This window comes from Xylophilus sp. PBN-3R (genome assembly GCF_057747805.1).
Genome location: NZ_CM173225.1, coordinates 3,214,095 through 3,237,144, shown reverse-complemented (window position 1 = coordinate 3,237,144; position 23,050 = coordinate 3,214,095). Strand labels below are relative to the sequence as shown.

Below are 23,050 nucleotides of genomic sequence, written 5' to 3'. Positions count from 1 at the left end.
CGGCCGTTTCAGACCGCCAGCCAGCCGGTTCCGTGCGTCGGATCCGCCACGATGATCTGTTCCGCCTGCCAGCCGAGCGCGGCGGAGAGCCCGGCCCGGGCCAGGTCGGGACGGTTGTTTCGTTCGCTCAGGTGGGCCGCCACCACGCAGTTCAGGCCGTCGTGCCGCAGCGCACCGGCCACTGCTGCGGCAGCGGCATTGGCCAAATGGCCGAAACGCCCGCTGACCCGGCGTTTTAGGAAGTCCGGATAGCGCGACTGGGCCAGCAGTTCGGGATCGTGGTTGGATTCCAGCATCAGCGCATGGCAGCCCTGCAGCTGCGCCAGCACATGTCCGCTGGCGTGGCCGAGATCGGTGAGTACGCCCAGGTGGCGGGCACCGTCCGAGCAGCGCAATTGCAGCGGCTCGCGCGCATCGTGAGGCACCGTGAAGGGCCGGAACTCGAAACCGCCCAGCGCCACCGTCTGCAGGTCGTGCACCACGTTCAGCAGGCCGTCGAAATCTGGCGCGCCGATGGCGGCAAAAGTGCCTTCGCTCATCCACACGGGGATCCGGTGTCGCACCGCCAGCGCCTGCGCGCAGCCGATGTGGTCGGAGTGTTCGTGGGTGATGAAGATGCCGTCGAGGTCGGCATAGCCCAGGCCCGCCAGGCCCAGCCGTTTTTCCAGCGTACGGATACCCAGGCCGCAATCGATCAGCAGGCGGCTGGTGGCGGCGCCGCTGCTGCCTTCCACCAAGGTGGCGTTGCCGGAACTACCACTGCCGAGATTACGGAACCTGAGCATTGCGCCTTGTGAAGTTACTTCAGGTCGTCCGCGATGACCTTGACGATCCGGTTGGCATCGGCTGCGACGGCCGGAGAACCACCTTCGCCCAGCACCGTGACGGTCGTGCCGCTGCCTTCGCCCCTGACGGCGATGCGGTAGCGCACCGGTGCCTGTGCGTCCGGGTTGCGGTTGAAGATCTTGCCAAGGAAACCCTGTTCCTTGCGATCGGCATTCGGCGCGACATAACGCACGAAATACACGCCCTGGCTGCGGTCGCGGTCTTCGACGGTGAAACCGGTGCGGTCCAGCGTCAGGCCGACCCGGCGCCATGCGCGGTCGAAGGGTTCGTTCAACTGCACGACCGGCGTGCCACCGACATTGGTGACCTGCGCGGAGGTGACCTGCGGCGCGGCGGCGGCGATCAGCTGCTTGGATTGCACTTCGTTGGCGCCGCCGAGCTTCACCATCAGGCGGCGCAGCATTTCGGCTTCGAGTTCCGGATCGCTCGGACGTGGCTGCCACACGGTTCGCTCTTCCATCTTGTTCGCCGAGGTGTAGACCTCCTGCATGCCGCGATGGCTGATGTAGATCTCTGTGGTGCCGTCGGGGCGGCGTTCCATGCGGGTGCGGAACTTGTCCCGTTCGCTGGTGGAATAGACCGAATCGAGCAGCTTGCCGATGGTCTGGCGCACGAAGTCCTGCGGCAGCTTGGCGCGGTTCTCGGCCCAGTCGGTTTCCATGATGCCCAGATTGGACTGGTCGATGGTCAGCAGGAAACCGCTGTCCACCCAGAAGTCGCGGGTCGGATCCCACAGCTTGTCGGCCGGCCGTTTGATCACCAGCCAGCGGGTGTTGCCGTCGCGTTCGATACGCACGTCGCCCAGGCTGCTTGGTGCGGTTTCGGCGGTGGCGGGCGAGGCAAGGGCCTGCGCGGCCTCGAAGCCGGCTGCCGACACGGCGGTACCGCCAGGCACCACATACCGAGAATCGCGGCTGAGCTGCGTCAGGTCGGGCGGCACTTCCAGTGTGGAGGTGGCGCGCTTCGCGCTCTTGTAGTTGATCTTTTCGTTGTCGAAAACGGTGCAGGCCGACAGGGCCACCACCAGGCCGAGACAGGCCAGGCGCGCGGCCGCGACGGTCGGAGTAACAGAACGGGTCACGGAAAATCCTTCTTTCGATCGGAAAAAATCATGCGCCGGGCGAGCAGGGAATGTGCCGCCGCAGCGTGTGTGATGCCAGGTCTCAGAGCAGGCCGGAGGCTTTGAGTGCCTGTTCGACGACTGGTTCATTGGCCGAAGACAGCGGTGTCATGGGCAGGCGCATGGTGCCACCACAGAGGCCCAGGCGCTGCATCGCCCACTTCACCGGGATCGGGTTGGCTTCGACGAACAGCTGCTTGTGCAGCGGCATCAGCTGGAACTGTATTTCCATGGCACGGCGGATGTCGCCGGCCAGTGCGGCCACACACAGCTGGTGCATCAGGCGGGGCGCCACGTTGGCGGTGACGCTGATGTTGCCCTGTCCGCCGCACAGCATCAGGGCGACAGCGGTCGGGTCGTCGCCAGAATACACGGCAAAACCCTTGGGCAGGTCGCGGATGAGCCACTGCGCACGCTCGATGTTGCCGGTCGCTTCCTTGATGCCGACGATGCCGGGCACCTGGGCGAGGCGCAGCACGGTGTCGTGCAACATGTCTGCAGCACTGCGGCCGGGTACGTTGTAGAGCACCACCGGCAGGTCGCCGACGGCTTCGGCGATGGCCTTGAAATGCTGGTACTGGCCTTCTTGCGTGGGCCGGTTGTAGTAAGGCACCACCTGAAGCTGGCTGTCGGCGCCGACACCCTTGGCAAACTTCGCCAGTTCGATGGCTTCACGGGTGGAGTTGGCACCGCAGCCAGCCATGATGGGTACGCGGCCCCTGGCCTGCTCGACCGACACGCGGATGATTTCGCAGTGTTCCTCGACGTCGACCGTGGGCGATTCGCCGGTGGTGCCGACCACGCCGATGCAATCGGTGCCTTCGTCGATATGCCAGTCGATCAGCTTGCGAAGCGCCGGGTAGTCGACGCTGCCGTCTTCGTGCATGGGCGTGACCAGTGCCACGATGCTGCCCGTCAAGGATGCTGAGGTAGAGCTCATGTTCGCGAAATGCCGTAAGCGGCCGTAAGTGGGCGAAGGGAAACGCGGGATTTTAGCCGCGCGGGTGTAAAGGCCCTGTGTGGGGTGTGAGAGTTTCTTCCAGTGCCGGGGCAGCGGGTGCGCCGTCTGCCGGAGCGCGCCGGGCGACGATGCGCTGCACGCGCCGCGGTGTCGGTAGCCAGCCGTCTTCGTAGGCGACGACATGCAGCCCCCGGCAGGCGCCCAGCAGTTCGCCGGGTGCCAGCAGAAATTCGGTGCGGGCCGGGCGGCCCACCGTCTCCTGTCCCTGGGCGAAGGTTTCATAGATCAGCAGGCCGCCGGGGGCCACGGCGGCCAGGATGGCGGGCAGCAGCGGGCGGTGCAGGTAGTTGGTGACCAGCACCGCGTCGAAGCGGCGGCCCGGCAGCGGCCAGGCGTCGGCTTCCAGGTCGGCCAGCAGGCCGGTGCCCGCCGCCTTTGCAGCGGCGACGGCATCAGGGGAGCGATCCACGCCGGTGACATCGACTCCGCGCGCCGCGAACCAGCGCAGGTGCCGGCCCGATCCGCAGGCCACGTCGAGCAGCGTGGCGCCGGCCGGCACCAGGTGTGCCCACCGGCGCACCCAGTCGGACGGCGGGGTGGTTTCCGGGATCGGAGCGGGGTCGGGTGGCAGGGGCATGGCGGACGCATTTTGCGCGAAGCCGGGCGGTGCCACTGATGCCGGATCCGGCACCGATTCATGCGGAGCCGAGCGGGCTACTGGATAAACGTACAGAGATTCTCGCGGCCTGACTACAATTCGACCCTTCCCCCGACCTCTGTCTGCCCCCATGGCCACTGCTCCCAGCGAATATTCCGAAGGCTCCATCCGCGTCCTCAAGGGCCTGGAGCCGGTCCAGCAGCGCCCGGGCATGTACACCCGCACCGACAACCCGCTGCATGTCATCCAGGAGGTGATCGACAACGCCGCCGACGAGGCGCTGGCCGGTCATGGCAGGAAGATCAGGCTCATCCAGCATGCCGACGGTTCGGTGAGCGTCGAAGACGACGGCCGGGGGATTCCCTTCGGCATGCATCCGGAAGAAGGTGCGCCGGTCATCGAACTGGTGTTCACCCGGCTGCACGCCGGCGGCAAGTTCGACAAGGGCAAGGGCGGTGCCTACAGCTTCTCGGGCGGCCTGCACGGTGTGGGTGTGTCGGTGACCAACGCGCTGGCGACCCGGCTCGAGGTGACCTCGTGGCGAGAGGGCAAGGTGGCGCGGCTGGTGTTCAGTGCCGGCTCCGTCATCGAATCGCTGGCGGTGCGCCAGCAGGCGGCGGGCGACCGCAAGCAGGGCACCACGGTGCGCGCCTGGCCCGACCCCAAGTATTTCGAATCGGCCAACCTCCCGCAGAACGAACTGGTGCACCTGCTGCGCAGCAAGGCGGTGTTGATGCCGGGTGTGTCGGTGACGCTGGTGCAGGAAAAGCACCAGGGCGCCGCCGAAATTCAGACCTGGCAATACAAGGGCGGACTGCGCGACTACGTGCTGCAGACGCTGCACGGCGAGCCGGTGATCCCGGTGTTCGAAGGCGCCGGTTTTGCGGACAAACAGAACGAGACCTTTGCCGAAGGCGAGGGTGCGGCCTGGGCAGTGGCGTTCACCGAAGACGGCGCGCCGGTCCGCGAGAGCTATGTCAACCTGATCCCCACCAGTGCCGGCGGCACGCACGACAGCGGCCTGCGCGACGGCCTGTTCACGGCAGTCAAGGGGTTCATCGAACTGCACGCGCTGCTGCCCAAGGGCGTCAAGCTGATGCCCGAGGACGTCTTCGCCCGCGCGAGTTATGTGTTGTCGGCCAAGGTGCTGGACCCACAGTTCCAGGGCCAGATCAAGGAACGCCTCAACTCGCGTGATGCGGTGAGGCTGGTGTCCTCCTTCGTGCGGCCGGCGCTTGAGCTGTGGCTGCACCAGCATGTCGAATACGGCAAGAAGCTGGCGGAACTGGCCATCCGCGCGGCACAGAGCCGGCAGAAAGCCGGCCAGAAGGTCGAGAAACGGCGCGGTTCGGGCGTGGCCGTGCTGCCCGGCAAGCTGACGGATTGCGAAAGCCGCGACATCGCCCACAACGAAGTCTTCCTGGTCGAGGGCGATTCGGCCGGAGGCAGTGCCAAGATGGGCCGCGACAAGGAATGCCAGGCGGTGCTGCCGCTACGCGGCAAGGTGCTCAACACCTGGGAAGTCGACCGCGACCGCTTGTTCGCCAATACCGAAATCCACGACATCTCGGTGGCCATCGGTGTCGACCCCCACGGCCCCAACGACACCCCCGACCTGTCCGGCCTGCGCTACGGCAGGGTCTGCATCCTGAGCGATGCCGATGTGGACGGCTCGCATATCCAGGTGCTGCTGCTGACGCTGTTCTTCCGCCATTTTCCCAAGCTGATCGAAACTGGGCACGTCTATGTGGCCCGCCCGCCGCTGTACCGCGTCGACGCGCCCGCGCGCGGCAAGAAGCCGGCCGCCAAGGTGTATGCGCTGGACGAAGGTGAACTCACCGCCATCCTCGACAAGCTGCGCAAGGACGGCGTGCGTGAAGGTGCCTGGAGCATCAGCCGATTCAAGGGCCTCGGCGAAATGAGCGCTGGCCAGCTGTGGGAAACCACACTCAACCCCGATACCCGTCGCCTGATGCCGGTCCGGCTCGGCCTGCTCGACAACAGCCAGACCGAACAGCGCATCACCAAGCTGATGGGCAAGGGCGAAGCCGCAGCCCGCCGGGAACTGATGGAACTGCACGGCGACGAAGTCGAGGTCGACATCTGAGGCCGATGCGCAACATGCCCGGCATGCACCTGCTTTTGCGTCGCCCGCGGCTGCTCGCTGCGGCGGCCGGCGTGTGCCTGGCGCTGTCCGGTGCGCCCGCCTGGGCGGCAATCGACATGTGGGGCTGGGTCGACAGCTACGGCACCGCGCATTTCGCGCGCGAGCAGGTCGACGCGCGGTACAAGCTGCTGTTCACGTTCCGCGAAGAGTTCGACTCGGCCGAGATCGCCGCCGCGCCATCGCAGCCCGGCGAAGCTCCCACCGCCTCGCTCCAGCGGATGCGTGGGCTCATCGCATCCTCGCCTGCGGTCAAGGCCGTCGGTGCCCATCTGCGCACGGCCGCCACCGCCGCCGGGCTCGACATCGAATTGCTACAGGCGCTGATCGCCGCCGAATCGGGTTTCGACGCGGCAGCCGTTTCCTCGCGCGGCGCGGTCGGCCTGATGCAGTTGCTGCCCACCACGGCCCGACAGTACGGGGTGATCGACGGGGAGCAGCAGCCCATCGCCCGCAAGCTGATGGATCCTGCCGTCAACATCCGTGCCGGCACCCGGCACCTGCGCTACCTGGTCGACCTGTTTCCCGGCCAGCTCGAACTGGCCCTGGCCGCCTACAACGCGGGCGAGGGCGCGGTGCAACGCGCCGGCAACCGCATTCCCAATTACCCAGAAACGCAGAACTACGTGAAGACGGTGATGCAGCTCTACCGCGCGCTCAAGCCGGTCGAGGCCCTGCTTCCGGCCACGCCCAGGCGGGTCCAGATGACCCTGCCGGCCGGCGCGCCCGCTTCCGTACCGACTGCCGAATTTCCAAAGCGATGACCGATCAAAACACCCTGGACCTGGCGCCCGTGCCCGGCGACGACCAGAACCCCGACCTGGCCACCTACGCCGAACGCGCCTATCTCGAATACGCGCTTTCGGTGGTCAAGGGCCGTGCCCTGCCGGACGTCTGCGACGGCCAGAAGCCGGTGCAGCGCCGCATCCTCTATTCGATGGAGCGCATGGGACTGGGCTTTTCCGGCGCCAATGCAACGCAGGGTGCCAAGCCGGTGAAAAGCGCCCGGGTGGTGGGCGACGTGCTGGGCCGTTTCCATCCGCACGGCGACCAGGCCGCCTACGACGCGCTGGTGCGCATGGCGCAGGATTTTTCGCAGCGTTATCCGCTGATCGACGGCCAGGGCAATTTCGGCAGCCGGGACGGCGACGGCGCCGCCGCCATGCGTTACACCGAAGCCCGGCTGTCACGCATCACCCGGCTGCTGCTCGAAGAGATCGACCAGGGTACGGTCGACTTCATACCCAACTACGACGGCTCCACCGAAGAACCCCGCCAGTTGCCCGGCCGCCTGCCTTTCGTGCTGCTCAATGGCGCATCGGGCATCGCGGTGGGTCTGGCGACCGAAATTCCCAGCCACAACCTGCGCGAGGTGGCGGACGCCTGCGTGGCCCTGATCAAGCAGCCGCAGTTGTCCGACGAAGACCTGTTCCTGAAGATTCCCGGCCCGGACTATCCGGGCGGCGGCCAGGTCATCAGCCCGGCTGCCGACATCGCCGACGCCTATCGCAGCGGACGCGGCAGCCTGAAGGTGCGGGCGCGCTGGAAAATCGAGGAACTGGCACGCGGCCAATGGCAACTGGTGGTCAACGAACTTCCGCCAGGCGTCAGCTCGCAGCGGGTGCTGGAAGAGATCGAGGAAATCAGCAACCCCAAGATCAAGACCGGCAAGAAGGCCCTGACGCAGGAACAGCAGCTGGGCAAGGCCACGCTGCTCGGCGTGCTGGACGCGGTGCGCGACGAATCCAGCAAGGACGCCGCGGTGCGCCTGGTGTTCGAGCCCAAGACCGGCCGCACGCCCCAGGCCGAACTCATCTCCATCCTGCTGTCGCAGACCTCGCTGGAAACCTCGGCGCCGATCAACATGACCATGGTGGGCCTGGACGGCCGGCCAGTGCAGAAGTCGCTGCGCCAGATGCTGGTCGAGTGGATCGAGTTCCGCCAGCAGACGGTGCAGCGTCGTTCGCAGCATCGGTTGCAGAAGGTGCTGGACCGGGTGCACATCCTCGAGGGGCGGCAGATCGTGCTGCTCAACATCGACGAGGTGATCGCCATCATCCGGCAGGCCGACGAACCCAAGGCCGCGCTGATCGCACGTTTCAACCTGTCCGACCGGCAGGCCGAAGACATCCTCGAAATCCGCCTGCGCCAGCTGGCCCGGCTGGAAGCCATCAAGATCGAACAGGAGCTTTCGAACCTGCGCGAAGAACAGGCCAGGCTCGAAGAGATCCTGGCCAACCCGAATTCGCTGCGCCGACTGATGGTGAAAGAGATCGAGGCCGACGCCAAGCAGTTCGCCGATCCGCGCCGCACGCTCATCCAGGCCGAAAAACGCGCCGTGGCGGAGGTGCGGGTGGTCGACGAACCGGTGACGGTGGTGGTGTCGCAGAAGGGCTGGGTGCGGGCGCGCACCGGCCACGGGCACGATCCGGCGGGTTTCGCCTTCAAGGCCGGCGACGGGCTGTACGGCACCTTCGCCTGTCGCACGATCGACGTGTTGCTGGTGTTTGGCGGCAACGGCCGGGTGTACAGCGTGCCGGTGGCGGCGCTGCCCAATGCGCGCGGCGACGGCCAGCCCATCGGCACGCTGGTCGAACTCGAAAGCGGCACCCAGCCGATGTTCTATTTCGCCGGCCCCGTCGGCGCGGCGCTGCTGCTGGCCGGATCGGGCGGCTACGGGTTTATCGCCAATGTCGAAGGCATGGTTTCACGCAACCGCTCGGGCAAGACCTTCGTCACCCTGGGCGAGGGTGAAACCCTGTGCCGGCCCAGCCTGGCGATGCTGCCTGCGGGTGCCCAGCAAGCCGGCACCGAACCGCTGCCGCCGGCCACGCATGTGGCTTGCGCTTCGGTCGGCGGCCGCATCCTGACTTTCGAGATCGCCGAACTCAAGCTGATGGAGAAGGGCGGTCGCGGCCTGATGCTGATCGATCTGGAAGACAAGGATTCGCTGGCAGGAGCCGCCGCCTACACCCGCAGCGTTCGTATCGCCGGCCTGGGCCGCGGCGGCAAGGAACGCGAGGAAACGCTGGAGATCCGGTCCCTCAACAATGCCCGGGCGCTGCGCGGCCGTAAGGGCAAGGCTGCCGACCTGGGCTTCAAGCCGGCGTTGGTCGAACGGGTGCTCTGACCGCTACAGCGGCACGACCACCGCCGGGTTGAGTTCCAGTTCGGCCTGCACCAGCCGGGGCAGGCGATCGCAGAGCTGCCGCAGGTCGTGGGTCATGGGCCGGTCGAGGTAGTGCAGTGCGGACGGTGGCATTCGTACGTCATGCGTCCGGGCCGCGGTGGCCGACGGCGTCGAAGCCGCCACCAGCCGTTCCAGCGGCATCAGGTGTACATGGCCCTGCAACACGTTCTGCACCGCACCTCCGTCGCCCTGCAGGCGCCGGTTGAATTCGGTTATTTCTTCCGGCGTGAGCAGGCTCAGCGAATGCTCCGACACCTGGCCTTCGACCTGCGGCGCACGTTCGCGCATGCGCGTGGCGTATCGCTCCCTCAGCGCCTGGGTGGCCGGGCCGAATTGCAGGTCGTTGTAGTCCAGGCACAGGGCATAGGTCTGCGGGCCGCGGCCAGGCTCGGTCACCGGGACGCTGCCCAACAGCACCGTCGCGTGGACTGCGTATTGCTCGCAACGCGTGTCGGCCGACGGCGGCAGCGCACTGGTGACGAACTGCACCGGCCCTCGCTGCAGACGGGCCTGCAACTGTCCGATCGTCGGGCTCTCGATTCGCCGCAGGTGTTCGGTCTGCAGATGGCCCTGCGGATACAAGCCCAGCAGCGTGTGCAGCGAATGCCGGATGCTGTTGTCATAGCCCTGAAACAGCCCGTTTTCCAGGGCATGCCGTGTGCTGGCGTTTTCCATGAGCGCCAGAAAGGTGGAATGGGTGCAGTAACCGGCCCGGCCCGACGTCTGGCTGCCGGGTGAAAGCCGGGCGGAAACATCCGGCGCCGGCCAGCCGAGGGATTGCGCGCCGATGCGTGGCAGGGCGTGACGTAGCAGTTGCATGACAGGGCCTTTCGTTTCAGGGCCTCGAAGCCTGCGCCCGCCCGGTATCGCCCACCGACGGCGCCACGAAACACCAGGAGCGGCGGCGAAACCCCGCAAGCCCTTCCGGCCTGCGCGCCTGTTTCAGCGTTCGCCGGAGCCGATGCCGGTCATCACCGGGGTGGCGGCGCGGCGTGCATCGATCCAGGTTTCGAGCGCATCCACTCGCATCGGCCGTGCGAAGTGGTAACCCTGCAGTTCATCGCAGCCCAGCAGCTTGAGCTGATGCGCGACTGCGAAGTTTTCCACTCCTTCGGCCACCACACCCAGGCCCAGGTTGTGGCCCAGCGCCATGATGGCTCGCACGATGGCGAGGTCGGTGGTGTCGCCCAGCAGGTCCTGCACGAATGACTTGTCGATCTTGAGTTTGTCGATCGGGAAACGTTTCAGGTAGGCCAGGCTCGAATATCCGGTGCCGAAGTCGTCGATGGAAAAACGCACGCCCAGCCGCCGCAGGGCGGCCAGGCCCTGGCCGGCTGCGCCGGCGTTTTCCATCAGCTGGGTCTCGGTGATTTCCAGTTCGAGCAGTTGCGGGTCGATGCCGCTGTTGGTGGTGAAGTCGCTCAGGTAGTCGAACAGCGCGGGATCCGTCAGTTGCGCGGCGGAAATATTGACCGACAGCGAAATCAGCGGCCGGCGCTGCGTTTTCCAGCGCTTGAGCAGCATGCAGGCTTCCTGCATCGCCCACAGCCCCAGCGGGCGGATCAGGCCGGTTTCCTCGGCGATGGGAATGAACTCGATCGGCGGGATGGAGCCCAGCTCGGGGTGGGTCCAGCGCATCAGGGCCTCGGCGCCGACGACCTGGAGGGTGCGGGCGTCGATGCGTGGCTGGTAGTGCATTTCGAGTTCGCCGCGCTCCTGCGCCTGGCGCAGCAGTTGTTCGAGGGTGCGGCGTTCGCGCGCCAGCTTGTCCAGCTCGGAAGAGAAGAACCGGTAATGGTCGCGGCCGGACGACTTGGCCTCGTACATGGCCGCGTCGGCGCGGCGCATCAGTTCGTCGATGTCCTGGCCGTCCTCGGGGTAGACCGCGACGCCGATGCTGCACGACACCCGCAGTTCGTGGCCCTCGCCGTCGTGCGGTGCGCGGATCAGCGGAATCAGCCGCTCCTCGATGATGTCCCGGATCTCGCTGGCGTCGCGCACGTTGCGCAGGATCACCACGAACTCGTCGCCGCCCTGGCGGCTCACCGTGTCGTCGTTGCGCACCGCCTGCATCAGCCGGCCGGCGACCGAACGCAGCAAGGCATCGCCCACGTGGTGGCCCAGCGTGTCGTTGACCGACTTGAAGCGGTCGAGGTCGATGAACAGCACGGCCACCCGGTCGTCGCTGCCATGCGCCATCTGCAGCGCCTCGGCCAGCCGCGCCACGCACAGGGAGCGGTTGGGCAGTTCGGTCAGCACGTCGTGATCGGCCAGGAACTGCACCCGCTCCTCGGTGCGCTTGCGTTCGGTGATGTCCACCGAAATGCCGATGTAGTGCGAGATGGCGCCGTGGCCGCCGGCCGTGCGGACCGCCGACACCATCAGCCAGGCCGGGTAGCTGGTGCCGCCGCGCCTGCGGAACAGCACCTCGCCCTGCCAGGCGCCGCGTTCGGTGGCCGAATTTCCGATCCGGGTCTTGAGCGGCAGGCCGCCGCTTTCCTCGACCAGCGAAGAGAAGTCGCGGCCCAGCACCTCGTAGACCTCCAGGCCGGTGCTGCGGCAGAAAGCGACATTGACGCTGACCACCTTCTGCTCGTCGTCCATGATGGCGATGCCTTCGGACGAGGCTTCGAACACCTTGGACCACAACTCCAGCCGCTGCTCCATCTGCTTGAGCAGGTTGACCGGGGTGAAAGCGGTCAGCACCGCGTCCTGGCCCTGGAAAATCAGCCTTCTGGCCGACAGCACGGCCCAGGTCGATTCGCCGCCGGCGTTCCAGCGCACCTCGAATTCGTCCACCGCGCCACGGTCGGCCAGCTGCTGGAAGAAACGGGCGCGCACGCCGGTTTCCAGCTTCTTGCCCCAGGGGTCGCTGGTGATGCCGTCGAGCCAGGGCACCGCCGGCGCGTTGGCATGCAGCACGTCGTGGCGCGGAATCGAAGTGACCACCATGGCGATGGGCACGGCCTCGACGATCTCCAGCTGCGCGGCCGCGGCCCGTTCGCGCGCTGCCAGCTCCTGCTGGTTCTCGCGTTCCCGGCCGAGCTGGGCCAGCATTTCGTTGAAGGCCGTGACCAGCATGCCGATCTCGTCGCGGCTGTTCCAGTCGGCACGCAGTTCGTAGTTGCCGCTGCTGCGCACGTTGTCGGCCACGCGTGCCAGGTGGCGCAGGGGGCGCGCGATCTGCTGGGCCACCGCATACACCAGGCTCAGGATGCAGAACAGCAGCAGCAGGGCGGTGCCGAGGTGCATGAACATGCGGGTGAACAGGGTGTCGATGCGCTCGGACAGCAGGGTGTCGAGTTCACTGGCGTTGCGGATCCAGGTGCGGTCCAGCTCGTACAGCAGGGTGGACCGCGCGGCCTGCAGCTGCGCCAGATCGCGCGGCCCGGCGTCGGGTCCGGCCAGCCGCTGCACGATGGCCAGGAAGTCGGCCAGTGCGTCGGCCATGCTCTGGCGGCCGGGGTCGAGCGCGGCACGCAGGGCGGGAGAGCCGGCTGCGAACACTTGCAGGTAGTCGGACCGGATGCCCATCGCCGCGGCGTCGATGCGGCCGGCCAGGATCAGCAGTTCGGAGCGGCGTTCGCCGTAGGCCTGGGCGCGCGAACCGGTGCCTTCGAGCGTGCGCATGGTGTCGTCGATCACCTCCAGCAACTCGGGGAAACGCAGCACCACCAGGGACATGGTGTAGTAGCTGTCGAGGTCCGGGTCGAGGATCAGGTTCGACTGGTTGCCCACGGTCGTGAGCAGTTCGCGAGCCGAACGCAACATGTCCCGGCTGACCAGGTCGGTGGTCGCGGTGTTGGGGTTCTGCCGGGCGGCGGCGGCGCGTAGCCAGTTGCGTTCGAACAGGGCGCTGGCCTCGGCCGAATGCAGCGCGGAATCGTGTTTCCTGCGGAGTTCGTTGAAACGCTGCATCGCCGCGTCCGGCTGCTCCACCTGCGACTTGTACGGCAGGAAGGGCATGAGCAGGAGCTCCCGCACGCCGGCGCTGTACGCGCTGCCGACGGCTTCCTTGCGGGCGAAGTCGATCGACAGGTACTTCTCGTTGATGAGAATCCCGGAAACGAAGATCACCGCGCTCAGGTCGAGCAGGTAGATGAGGGTCAGCTTGCGGCCGACCGACAGCTTGCCGAGCCAGCGGCTCAGACGGCCGCTGTTCGACCGGCGGACGCCGTGGCCCGCACGGACGTCCCGCTCTGGTTGCGAAATGACGATCTCCTGTGGAATCCGGTCGATCGCCGGTCAGGCCGCTGTCGGCACGAGGAACTCGCGGCTGATGTGGGCGCCGAGTTCATTCACGCGGTCCAGGAACTGCGTCAGGAATGCATGCAGGCCGGTGGCCAGGATTTCGTCGATATGGCCGAACTGCAGCTCGGCGCGCAGCTTGCCGGCCTTGCGCTGGCTCATGCTCATGTCGGCACCCGGCAACACGGCTTGCAGGTTGCTCACCACTTCGTTCAGGCTGGCGTGCAGCGAACGGGGCATGTCCGCCCGCAGGATCAGCAGTTCGGCGACCCTTTCGGGCCGGATCACGTCGCGGTAGACGCGGCGGTAGATCTCGAAGGCCGAGACGCTGCGCAGCACTGCGCTCCAGTGATAGAAGTCATATTCCTGCTCGTCGTTGTCGTTGGTCAGGCCGATGAAATCGTTGTGCATGGCGTGGAACTTGGTGTCCACCAGGCGGGCCGTGTTGTCCGCGCGTTCCAGGAAAGTGCCGATGCGCATGAAATGCAGTGCCTCGTCCATCAGCATGGTGCCCACCGACACGCCGCGCGACAGGTGCGAGCGGTATTTCACCCATTCGAAAAAGGCGCCGGGGTCGCGTTCGAAGTCGCCGGCCCGCAGCATGCGGTTGACTTCGAGCCAGGTCGCGTTCTGGGTCTCCCAGGCCTCGGTCGTCAGGGTGCCACGCACGGCACGTGCGTTTTCTCGGGCGGCTTTCAGGCACGAGATGATGGATGACGGATTGTCCTCGTCGCGCACCATGAAGTTCATCACCTGCGCCGGCCTGATGTCGCCGTGCAGGGCCTGATAGGCGGGCAGCAGTTCGCTGATGGTCAGCAAACCCTGCCAGCCGATCTGCGCCGCTTCTGCGGATTGCGGAAGCAGGGCGGTTTGATAGTTGACGTCCAGCATGCGCGCGGTGTTTTCTGCGCGCTCGGTGTATCGGGACATCCAGAAGAGATGGTCAGCGGTTCTGCTCAGCATGCTTGTGTGCTCTTCTATTTTCAGACTTCTAAAACCCAGGTGTCCTTGGTGCCGCCGCCTTGCGACGAGTTGACCACCAGGGAGCCGTCCTTCAGGGCCACGCGGGTCAGACCGCCCGGCACCATCTGGACCTCCTTGCCCGACAGCACGAAAGGCCGCAGGTCGATGTGACGCGGCGCGATGCCGCTCTCGACATAGGTCGGGCAGCTCGACAGGCTCAGCGTGGGCTGGGCGATGTAGCCGCTGGGGTTGGCCAGGATGGCCCGCCGGAAATCCTCGATCTCGGCCGTGGTGGACGCCGGGCCGACCAGCATGCCGTAGCCGCCAGCGCCGTGGACCTCCTTCACGACCAGGTCCTTGAGGTTGTCCAGGATGTACTTCAGTTCATCCGGGTTGCGGCCCATGTGGGTCGGCACGTTCTTCAGAATGGGTTGTTCGCCCAGGTAGAACTCGATCATCTTCGGTACGTAGGCGTAGATGGCCTTGTCGTCGGCCACGCCGGTTCCCACCGCATTGCAGATTGCGACGTTGCCCGCGCGGTAGGCGCCGATCAGTCCGGCCACGCCCAGCGTGGAGTTGGGGCGGAACACCAGCGGGTCGAGGAAGTCGTCGTCCACCCGGCGGTAGATCACGTCGACACGTTTCGGGCCGCGGGTGGTGCGCATCCAGACGAAGTCGTCCTTGACGAACAGATCCTGTCCTTCGACCAGCTCGATGCCCATCTGCTGCGCCAGGAAGGCGTGCTCGAAATAGGCGCTGTTGTACATGCCGGGCGTGAGCACCACGCAGGTCGGGTCGGGTGTGGCCGGCGGCGCCGAGGCACGCAGGGTCTCGAGCAGCAGGTCGGGATAGTGGGCCACCGGCGCCACGCGGTGCTGGCTGAACAGGTCGGGGAACAGCCGCATCATCATCTTGCGGTTTTCGAGCATGTACGACACGCCGGATGGCACCCGAAGGTTGTCTTCCAGCACGAAGTATTCGCCGTTGCCTTCGGCATCCGGCGCCCGCACGATGTCGATGCCGGCGATGTGCGAATAGATGTGGCGCGGTACGTCGACACCCATCATCTCGGGCCGGAACTGGGCGTTCTGCAGCACCATGTCGGCCGGGATCACACCGGCGCGGATGATTTCCTGGTCGTGATAGACGTCGTGCAGGAACCGGTTGAGCGCGGTGACCCGCTGCACCAGTCCACGTTCCATGCGAGCCCATTCGTGGGCCGGGATGATGCGGGGGATCAGGTCGAAGGGGATGAGGCGTTCGGTGCCCGAGCCGTCCTCGTCCTTGGCGCCGTACACGGCAAAGGTGATGCCGACTCTCCGGAAGATGACCTCTGCTTCGCTGCGTCGCCGCAGCATGGTGTCGGGCGGCTGCTGGGCCAACCAACGGTCGTAGGTCTTGTAGTGGTCGCGCACCTGGCCCGGTTCGGGCGGCAGGGTGGCATACATCTCATCGAATTTCCGCATAGAAAGGGCGTTCTCCTGCCGACCCAGGTAGCAAGTTCCAGGCCGGCGATGGTTGTCGGACGATGCCGGGACGGGCCCTGTCGGCCATGTTTGCGTCGAGGACATTCCTCACTGAACATTGTGCTGCCAGTAATGGGGTTCCCGGTCACGTTCGCAAACATTCGTTGCAGGTCTTATGGAACTCCAGGTTGCCGCGCCGCAGTGAACGGTGTCGAGCCAGTGGATACCCTGCTGCCGGTAACGGGCCCGGGCCTCGGGCGTCGGATGACCGAAGCGGTTGCGATAGCCCGCCTGGGCCAAGGCCGATTGAGGTGAAACCGCCGCCAGGAAACGGCTGCTCGACGAACCCCGGCTGCCGTGGTGCGGCACCAGCAGCCAGTCGGCTGAAAGCGCGGCGCCTGACACCAGCAGCCGCGACTCTTCGGCCTCGGATATGTCGCCGGTCAGCAGGGCGGCTCGTCCGCCGGCTTCGATGCGAAGAACGCAGCTCAGGGCGTTGCTGCTGGTGCCGCCCGGATAGTCGGCGGCGGGCGGCCACAAGACACTGAAGTCGACACCGTCCCATTGCCACCGCTGTCCTGCTTCGCAGCGGGTAGCCTGCCGCAGGTGCTGCAGCGGGTGTCCCGGTTCGATGGAACTGAGCAGTGCGGCCTGCGGTTGCTGCTTCAGCACCGCCACGGCACCGCCGGCATGGTCGTTGTCGCGGTGGCTCAGCACGACGGTGTCGAGACGCTGGCCCATCGACTGCAGCAGGGGCACCACCAGGCGCTGGCCGGCATCGCTTTCGGCGCTGTAGCGCGGACCGGTGTCGTACAGCAGCGCGTGGCCGGCGGTGCGCACCAATACGGCGGAACCCTGGCCGGCATCCAGTGCGATCAGCTCGAAACTGCCCGGTGCTGGTGCCGGCGTCGTCCACAGCAAGGCGGGAAACAGGGGCGAAACGCCCAGCAGGCGCCAGCGCCATGGCAGCGGCAGGCAGAGCAGCACGCCTCCGGCGACCGCAAATGCCGCGACCCAGACTGGTGCGGTCGGCCTTGAAACACTCGCGAAGGGCAGGGCCGCCAGCCATTGCAGCGGCATTTCCATCCACCGGACCGCCCACGCCGCCAGATCCCACAGGGGATGAATCCACACGCCCAGCAAAGCCATCGGGGTGACTACCAGCGTGGTCCAGGGAATCGCCAGCAGGTTGGCGGGCAGCCCGACCAGCGAAACCTGACCGAACAGCAGCAGGCCGAGCGGTGCCAGCGACACGGTGACCACGATCTGTTCGTGCAGCAGGCCGTGCAGCGGGGCCAGCCAGCGGCCCCGTCCCTGCGGCGCAGGTTCGCCGGATGGCGGACCGCTGGCGAACAGCACACCCACCGCCACGAAACTCAGCCAGAAACCGGCCTGTTGCAGCGCCCACGGATCCAGCGCCACCGCGCCGGCACCGGCCAGCAGCCATGCGTGCGGCCACGGCCAGCGCCGCCCCGACAGCCGCAGCCCGGCGACGATTGCGAGCATGAACACGGTTCGCTGCGATGGCAGGCCGCCACCGCTGAACAAGGCATAGACCGCTGCCAGCGCCACGCCCCCGGCCAGCGCAGCGTGCTGTGCCGGCCAGAACAGGCACAGCCGCGAAGATCGCCGCCAGAGCCAGCCCGTCGCGAGCGCCGCCAGCCAGGCAAACATGGTGATGTGCAGGCCAGAGATCGACATCAGGTGGGCCACACCGGTGGCGCGAAACACATTCCAGTCGCCCTGGGTGATGGCCTGCTGGTCGCCGGTGATCAGCGCCGCGACCACGCCGGCCGCGCGCCGGCGCGATGCTGTGGCATCGGGGTCGCCTGCCGCAGCCCCGGCCAACCTTGCCATCACCGCATCCCGTATTGATTGCCGAAGCCGCTCGACCGGATGGCGCCACGGCTTGTCGTCCAGCAGCCGGGGCGTCTGGCTGGCGCGGTCCATTCTTACGCTGCCCAGCGCCTGCAGACCCTGCTGCCAGGCGCGGAGTTCGTAATCGAAGCCTTGCGGATTGCGGGTTCCGTGCGGCGCCTTCAGCCGCACCATCAGCCGCCAGCGCTGGCCGGCCCGCAGGTCCGGCGCGTCGGATACATCGGCGGCGCCGGTTTCGGTCGACCACCAGCCCAATTCGATCAGCGGCGGCACCCGGGCCGCGGCGCCATCGCGCTCGGCGACCTCGGGCGCGAAGTGAAAACGTGTGCCCTGGGCCGACAACTGCGGCATGGCGACCAGGGTGCCGGTCAGCAGCAGGTCTTCACCTTCGAGAGCGGGCGCAAGTGCCTGCGCGGCGAATGCGGTGGCGCGCAGACCGGTGATTGAAAAGCTGGCCAGCGATGCCACCGCCGCAACGACGCAGGCACGACCCGCCCGCCTCCCGCGGTCCGCGCGCCCCCGGGATGCCGGAAGCAACAGCATCGCCATGACGAGGACAAAGACCACGACCAGCAAAGCCGCATAAATGGTGGCAGGCCATAAACGCGCCTGCCTCAACTGGCAGCCGCTGCCCAGCACTACTCCACATAACAAGGGTGTCCATATCGTGATACCCGTATGGGCGGGCGAATATCCATACGGATGCTCGATGGATGCATCTATTAATACTGGGGTGTCTTTCATGCGCTCGCTTATTTGCTGGCGCATCATCGGGCCGGGCTGCGAAATTCAATCCAGATGAATTGTGAATCTTCTGGTGTTGTGCATTCCGATGCTGTCGATGTCAGTGAATGCAGTTGCGGCGCCGGTTGAAGCACTGGCGTCTGAATGGCGGTGGGCCGTCGGCGGCGCCAGGTCTTTATGGGGTAATGCCGCTACACGATACGGTCGGATTTTCGCTCGCGGTCATCAAGCTGCAGGAATGCGGCTTATCCGGGATCAATATCAGCATCGGCAGTAACCAACAGCAGTTCCCGCCGTTTGCGAGTATCGAGAATGCCTGCGTGGCGCTGGTGGGAGGCGGCATTCCCACGCTGGTGACATCCAAAAACATTGCCCTGCGTTTTGCTGCTGCTGCTGGCTTTCGGGCCGGTGGTCACTGCCGTCGCCTTGCGTTTCAAAGCCGGCTTTGCCGGGCATCCGGTTTTGTCGGCCGTCATGGGTATCAGTGCCATCAGCTTGCTGGTGATTGCTTTTTCGATGAAAAAGGGCAGCGTCGATATTCGGGAGAACAGGTCATCGTTTACTCCACTTTTTATCACCAGCGGTTTCCGGTGGAGAAAATCACCCGTGTCGTTTTGCGGGTGCAGGGCGCGGCGGACGACCCGGTCGGCAAGCGGATCGACGGTGTGGGTCTGCAAGGTTTTCAGTCGGGTTGGTTTGCCTCCGAACTGGGTGGAAGGATATTCGTGGATCGCAATGGCGGCGATTATCTTCTGATATTCGTGGATGGTGTGGCGACTGCTGCCCTGGGGTTTTCCTATAACGAAGCGGCGCTACCTGTGCCGAAGGCCGGGTTACCGGCGGCTGGAGGCGCGAAATGAACCGGCGTTCGGCCGCCGGGCCATCTTTGCTTTCTGCTGTCAGCGCTGTCAGCGACGCCGGCGACGCCGGCAAAGGCCGCAACCACCGACGAGCAGGCCGAATACCTTTATTTCCTTCAGGAACGCGAGCGCACCCAGGCGCTGGCGGCCGCGCAACTGGTGCTGGCCGAGTTCGACTCGCTGCCCACGGATGCCCGCCGACTCGCCGGTGTCTACCTTCGTTTTTTGCCCAACCTGCCGGACGGCCAGTACGCCATCGTGGTTTTCGACACGGTATTCGGGCCGCCGTCGCCTGCTCCGCTGCTGCATGCGGAACAGCTCACGCTGGCCCGCGACCCCTCCCGGGGTTCGGTGTGGGAGCTTTTCGACCACTACCTCGGCCTCCACCCGTTCTACAAATACTGACGCCTGGGAATCGCGGAGCGCCCGCTACGGGCTTGCCTCTTGCTAGTATGTTTGGACCGGCCGCCGACGGCTTTCTCCTGGCACGGCCCCTTCTTTTCGTCAGCAAAGCATCCACCGCGAATGACTATCCACGCAGCTCTGCACCACGTCACCCATTACAAATACGACGCACCCGTCCTGCTGGGCCCACAGGTGGTCCGTCTCCGGCCGGCGCCGCATTGCCGAAGCAACGTCATTTCGTATTCCCTGAAGATCGAACCGGCCGATCACTTCGTCAACTGGCAGCAAGACCCGTTCGCAAATTATCTGGCGCGCCTGGTCGTGCCGGAGCCGACGCGTGAATTCAAGGTGACCGTCGACCTGGTGGTCGAGATGGCGGTCTACAACCCCTTCGATTTCTTCCTGGAGCCCGAGGCCGAAAAGTTTCCTTTCGCCTATGCGCCCGCCATCGGGGAAGAACTGGCCCAGTACCGTGTGCCTGAGCCGGCCACGCCGTTGGTCGTCGAATACCTGAAGAAGGTGGACCGCACACCCAAGCCGACCATCGATTTCCTGGTCGCCATGAACCAGATGGTGCAGGGCGATGTGCGCTACCTGATCCGCATGGAACCCGGCGTGCAGACGCCGGAAGAAACGCTGGAGAAAGCCTGCGGTTCCTGCCGCGACTCGACCTGGCTGCTGGTGAACCTGATGCGTCACATGGGACTGGCGGCGCGTTTCGTGTCGGGTTACCTGATCCAGCTGACGCCCGACGTGAAGGCGCTTGACGGTCCTAGCGGCACCGACCATGACTTCACCGACCTGCACGCCTGGTGCGAGGTTTACCTGCCCGGCGCCGGCTGGGTCGGGCTGGACCCGACTTCAGGCCTGTTCGCCGGTGAAGGCCACGTGCCTTTGGCCGCCACGCCCACGCCGGGCAGCGCGGCGCCCATCGAAGGTTCCTACAGCGGCATCGCGGAGGTCGAGTTCCACCACGAGATGACGGTCACGCGTGTGCATGAATCGCCGCGTGTCACCCGTCCCTATACCGACAGCCAGTGGCACGAGGTGCTGATGCTGGGCGAAGCGGTCGATGCCGAGCTGAATGCCGGCGACGTGCGCCTGACCATGGGCGGCGAGCCGACTTTCGTGGCGACCGAAAACCGCGATGCCGGCGAATGGAACACCGCCGCCATGGGCCCGACCAAACGCGCCTACGCGGCCAGCCTGGTCGAGAAACTGCAGGCCCAATACGCCAAGGGCGGTTTCCTGCACGTGGGGCAGGGCAAGTGGTACCCCGGAGAACAACTGCCGCGCTGGGCCATGGGCATCTATTGGCGCACCGACGGCAAACCCTGCTGGAGCAATCCGGCGCTGCTGGCCGACGAACGCAAGCCGACGTCGTACAACGGCGAGGACGCCGAACGTTTCGTGCGTCGTCTCGCGGCCGAGCTGGGCCTTCAGGACACCTTCGTCGAGCCGGCCTACGAAGACACGCTCTATTACCTGTGGCGCGAACGCAAGCTGCCGGTCAATGTCGACGTCCTGGACGCTCGCATCGGCGACGAACTGGAACGCGAGCGTCTGCGCCGCGTCTTTGACAAGGGGCTGGATTCGGTCACCGGCTGGCTGCTGCCGCTGCAGGCCGCACCACGGGTGGATGCGGTCGAGGCCGCCAAGGCCCGCCAGACCGCTGCAGAAACCGTCTGGGGCACGGGGCCCTGGTATGTCCGTGAAGGCGTGCTGCGCCTGACGCCCGGCGATTCGCCGATGGGTTTCCGCCTGCCGCTCGATTCGTTGCCGTGGATCCGCGCCGAAGACATTCCCTACCTGATCGAAGTCGACCCGGGTGCGCCACGCGCTCCGCTGCCCGACCAGGTGCAGTCGCGCAACCCGGAGCGGGACGCTTCGGCCGCCGCCGCCCTGACGCGCGAGCCCGAGCGTTTCGAGTCCGCCAAATGGACCACCCGCACCGCGCTGTGCGTGGAAGTGCGCGACCCTTCGCTGGCCAACGGCCCCGAGGCTGAAGCCGAAGCCCGCGAGAAGGTCGCCAAGGGCGCTAGGAAGCAGGGCATGTTGTATGTCTTCATGCCGCCGACAGCCCACCTGGAAGACTATCTGTCGCTGCTGTCGGCCATCGAGGCCACGGCGGCCGGCCTGCAGATGCAGGTGGTGCTGGAAGGTTATGCCCCGCCGCGCGACCCGCGCCTGCAGGTGCTGGCGGTCACGCCGGATCCGGGTGTGATCGAGGTGAACATCCAGCCGGCGCGCAATTTCCGCGAACTGGTGCACAGCACCGAATTCCTGTACGAAGCAGCTTTCCAGTCGCGCCTGTCGGCCGAGAAGTTCATGACCGACGGCCGCCACACCGGCACCGGCGGCGGCAACCATTTCGTGATGGGCGGCGCAACACCCGACGACAGCCCTTTCCTGCGCAAGCCCGAACTGCTCGCAAGCCTCATCCAGTATTGGCACAACCATCCGTCGCTGAGTTATGTCTTTTCAGGCATGTTCATCGGCCCGACCAGCCAGGCGCCACGGGTGGACGAGGCGCGCAACGACCAGGTCTACGAACTGGAGATCGCGCTCCAGCAGATCCAGACCGCCCGAAAGGAACACGGCGAGGCGATGCCGCCCTGGCTGGTCGACCGCACGCTGCGCAACATCCTGATCGACATCACCGGCAACACCCACCGCGCCGAGTTCTGCATCGACAAGCTGTTCTCACCCGATTCGAGTACCGGCCGCCTGGGCCTGCTCGAACTGCGCGCATTCGAGATGCCGCCGCATCCGCAGATGAGTGTGGTGCAGCAGCTGCTGCTGCGGGCGCTGGTTGCACGTTTCTGGAAAAAGCCTTACGTGGCGCCGGTCGCCCGCTGGGGCACTGCGCTGCACGACCGTTTCATGCTCGCAGGTTTCCTGCAGACCGATTTCGAGGACGTCATCCAGGAAATGCGCGATGCCGGCTACGGTTTCGACGCCGCCTGGTTCGCGCCGCATTTCGAATTCCGCTTCCCCAAGATCGGTTCGGTCGAAGCCCTCGGTGTGCAACTGACCCTGCGTTCGGCATTGGAGCCCTGGCATGTGATGGGGGAGGAAACCGCGGGTGGGGGCACGGTGCGGTTCGTCGATTCGTCGCTGGAGCGCATCGAGGTGCGGGTGACCGGCCTGGATGCCCACCGTCACACGGTGCTGGTGAACGGCCGGCAGCTGCCGCTGCAGCCCACCGGCACCGAAGGCGAGTACATCGCCGGTGTGCGCTACAAGGCGTGGAACCCGTATTCCGCCCTGCATCCGACCATCGGTGTGCATGCGCCGCTCACCTTCGACATCGTCGATGTGGCAATGCGCCGTGCCATCGGCGGTTGCACCTATCACGTGGCGCATCCGGGCGGTCGCAACTACACCACCTTGCCGGTGAACGCCAATGAAGCCGAAAGCCGCCGCCTGGCACGCTTCTTCAAGACGGGGCATTCGGCCGGCGATCTCAAGATGCCGACCGAACCGATCTCGGGCGTGGCAGCCAGCCGCGAGTTCCCCTACACGCTGGACCTGCGGCGCTGAAACG

At 66.1% G+C, this 23,050-nt stretch carries 15 protein-coding genes; 6 read left to right on the top strand and 9 right to left on the bottom strand.

Annotated elements, in window-relative coordinates:
- Nucleotides 1–8: 8 nt before the first annotated feature.
- From AC3ANW_RS15340 to AC3ANW_RS15325, 4 genes are all read right to left on the bottom strand, one after another.
- Nucleotides 9–785, bottom strand: coding sequence for an MBL fold metallo-hydrolase (locus AC3ANW_RS15340; RefSeq protein ID WP_488341710.1), 777 nt, complete (start codon nt 783–785; stop codon nt 9–11).
- 14 nt (nt 786–799) lie between these two features.
- Complete coding sequence (gene bamC / locus AC3ANW_RS15335) at nt 800–1,927, bottom strand: NlpB/DapX family lipoprotein (RefSeq protein ID WP_488341709.1); 1,128 nt, start codon at nt 1,925–1,927, stop codon at nt 800–802.
- A gap of 82 nt (nt 1,928–2,009) precedes the next feature.
- Nucleotides 2,010–2,906, bottom strand: a complete 897-nt coding sequence (gene dapA / locus AC3ANW_RS15330) for a 4-hydroxy-tetrahydrodipicolinate synthase (protein WP_488341708.1) — start codon at nt 2,904–2,906, stop codon at nt 2,010–2,012.
- Nucleotides 2,907–2,958: 52 nt separating this feature from the next.
- Nucleotides 2,959–3,564, bottom strand: coding sequence for a class I SAM-dependent methyltransferase (locus tag AC3ANW_RS15325; protein WP_488341707.1), 606 nt, complete (start codon nt 3,562–3,564; stop codon nt 2,959–2,961).
- Nucleotides 3,565–3,715: 151 nt separating this feature from the next.
- Between AC3ANW_RS15325 and AC3ANW_RS15320 the strand changes: the two genes are divergently transcribed.
- The 3 genes from AC3ANW_RS15320 to parC are packed head-to-tail and all read left to right on the top strand — an operon-like array spanning nt 3,716 to nt 8,879.
- The gene (locus tag AC3ANW_RS15320; protein WP_488341706.1) at nt 3,716–5,692 is read left to right on the top strand and encodes a DNA topoisomerase IV subunit B; all 1,977 of its coding nucleotides are present in this window, start codon (nt 3,716–3,718) and stop codon (nt 5,690–5,692) included.
- Nucleotides 5,693–5,697: 5 nt separating this feature from the next.
- Nucleotides 5,698–6,513, top strand: coding sequence for a lytic transglycosylase domain-containing protein (locus tag AC3ANW_RS15315; protein WP_488341705.1), 816 nt, complete (start codon nt 5,698–5,700; stop codon nt 6,511–6,513).
- Complete coding sequence (gene parC, locus AC3ANW_RS15310) at nt 6,510–8,879, top strand: DNA topoisomerase IV subunit A (RefSeq protein WP_488341704.1); 2,370 nt, start codon at nt 6,510–6,512, stop codon at nt 8,877–8,879. Before AC3ANW_RS15315 ends, parC begins: the two co-directional genes overlap by 4 nt.
- Nucleotides 8,880–8,882: 3 nt before the next feature.
- Here the strand turns inward: parC and AC3ANW_RS15305 are convergent, their stop codons facing one another.
- The 5 genes from AC3ANW_RS15305 to AC3ANW_RS15285 all read right to left on the bottom strand — a co-directional run bounded on the left by AC3ANW_RS15305 (nt 8,883) and on the right by AC3ANW_RS15285 (nt 18,238).
- A complete protein-coding gene (locus tag AC3ANW_RS15305; RefSeq protein ID WP_488341703.1) occupies nt 8,883–9,758 on the bottom strand; it encodes a hypothetical protein in 876 nt (291 codons plus the stop codon).
- 123 nt (nt 9,759–9,881) lie between these two features.
- Nucleotides 9,882–13,016 carry an EAL domain-containing protein gene (locus tag AC3ANW_RS15300; RefSeq protein WP_488341702.1) on the bottom strand — a complete coding sequence of 1,045 codons (3,135 nt, stop codon included), beginning with the start codon at nt 13,014–13,016 and terminating at the stop codon, nt 9,882–9,884.
- Between the two features lie 168 nt (nt 13,017–13,184).
- Nucleotides 13,185–14,150: an alpha-E domain-containing protein gene (locus AC3ANW_RS15295; protein WP_488341701.1), complete on the bottom strand. Its 966-nt coding sequence runs from the start codon at nt 14,148–14,150 to the stop codon at nt 13,185–13,187.
- Nucleotides 14,151–14,170: 20 nt separating this feature from the next.
- Nucleotides 14,171–15,616, bottom strand: a complete 1,446-nt coding sequence (locus AC3ANW_RS15290; RefSeq protein ID WP_488341700.1) for a circularly permuted type 2 ATP-grasp protein — start codon at nt 15,614–15,616, stop codon at nt 14,171–14,173.
- 108 nt (nt 15,617–15,724) lie between these two features.
- Nucleotides 15,725–18,238: a DNA internalization-related competence protein ComEC/Rec2 gene (locus tag AC3ANW_RS15285; protein ID WP_488341699.1), complete on the bottom strand. Its 2,514-nt coding sequence runs from the start codon at nt 18,236–18,238 to the stop codon at nt 15,725–15,727.
- 107 nt (nt 18,239–18,345) lie between these two features.
- On the opposite strand from AC3ANW_RS15285, the gene AC3ANW_RS15280 reads away from it, so the two are divergent.
- The 3 genes from AC3ANW_RS15280 (at nt 18,346) to AC3ANW_RS15270 (ending at nt 23,046) form a co-directional block, all read left to right on the top strand.
- Nucleotides 18,346–19,098: a hypothetical protein gene (locus AC3ANW_RS15280; RefSeq protein WP_488341698.1), complete on the top strand. Its 753-nt coding sequence runs from the start codon at nt 18,346–18,348 to the stop codon at nt 19,096–19,098.
- Nucleotides 19,099–19,257: 159 nt separating this feature from the next.
- Nucleotides 19,258–19,503 (top strand): hypothetical protein, encoded by a 246-nt coding sequence (locus AC3ANW_RS15275; protein ID WP_488341697.1) that lies wholly within the window; start codon nt 19,258–19,260, stop codon nt 19,501–19,503.
- 120 nt (nt 19,504–19,623) lie between these two features.
- Nucleotides 19,624–23,046, top strand: coding sequence for a transglutaminase family protein (locus AC3ANW_RS15270; RefSeq protein ID WP_488341696.1), 3,423 nt, complete (start codon nt 19,624–19,626; stop codon nt 23,044–23,046).
- Nucleotides 23,047–23,050 lie beyond the last annotated feature (4 nt).

Coding starts and splice junctions, on each gene's coding strand:
- AC3ANW_RS15290 (WP_488341700.1), bottom strand. CDS start 15,616: ATGCGGAAATTCGATGAGATGTATGCCACCCTGCCGCCCGAACCGGGC.
- AC3ANW_RS15320 (WP_488341706.1), top strand. CDS start 3,716: ATGGCCACTGCTCCCAGCGAATATTCCGAAGGCTCCATCCGCGTCCTC.
- dapA (WP_488341708.1), bottom strand. CDS start 2,906: ATGAGCTCTACCTCAGCATCCTTGACGGGCAGCATCGTGGCACTGGTC.
- AC3ANW_RS15305 (WP_488341703.1), bottom strand. CDS start 9,758: ATGCAACTGCTACGTCACGCCCTGCCACGCATCGGCGCGCAATCCCTC.
- AC3ANW_RS15285 (WP_488341699.1), bottom strand. CDS start 18,238: ATGAAAGACACCCCAGTATTAATAGATGCATCCATCGAGCATCCGTAT.
- AC3ANW_RS15280 (WP_488341698.1), top strand. CDS start 18,346: ATGCAGTTGCGGCGCCGGTTGAAGCACTGGCGTCTGAATGGCGGTGGG.
- AC3ANW_RS15315 (WP_488341705.1), top strand. CDS start 5,698: ATGCGCAACATGCCCGGCATGCACCTGCTTTTGCGTCGCCCGCGGCTG.
- parC (WP_488341704.1), top strand. CDS start 6,510: ATGACCGATCAAAACACCCTGGACCTGGCGCCCGTGCCCGGCGACGAC.
- AC3ANW_RS15295 (WP_488341701.1), bottom strand. CDS start 14,150: ATGCTGAGCAGAACCGCTGACCATCTCTTCTGGATGTCCCGATACACC.
- AC3ANW_RS15325 (WP_488341707.1), bottom strand. CDS start 3,564: ATGCCCCTGCCACCCGACCCCGCTCCGATCCCGGAAACCACCCCGCCG.
- AC3ANW_RS15340 (WP_488341710.1), bottom strand. CDS start 785: ATGCTCAGGTTCCGTAATCTCGGCAGTGGTAGTTCCGGCAACGCCACC.
- AC3ANW_RS15270 (WP_488341696.1), top strand. CDS start 19,624: ATGACTATCCACGCAGCTCTGCACCACGTCACCCATTACAAATACGAC.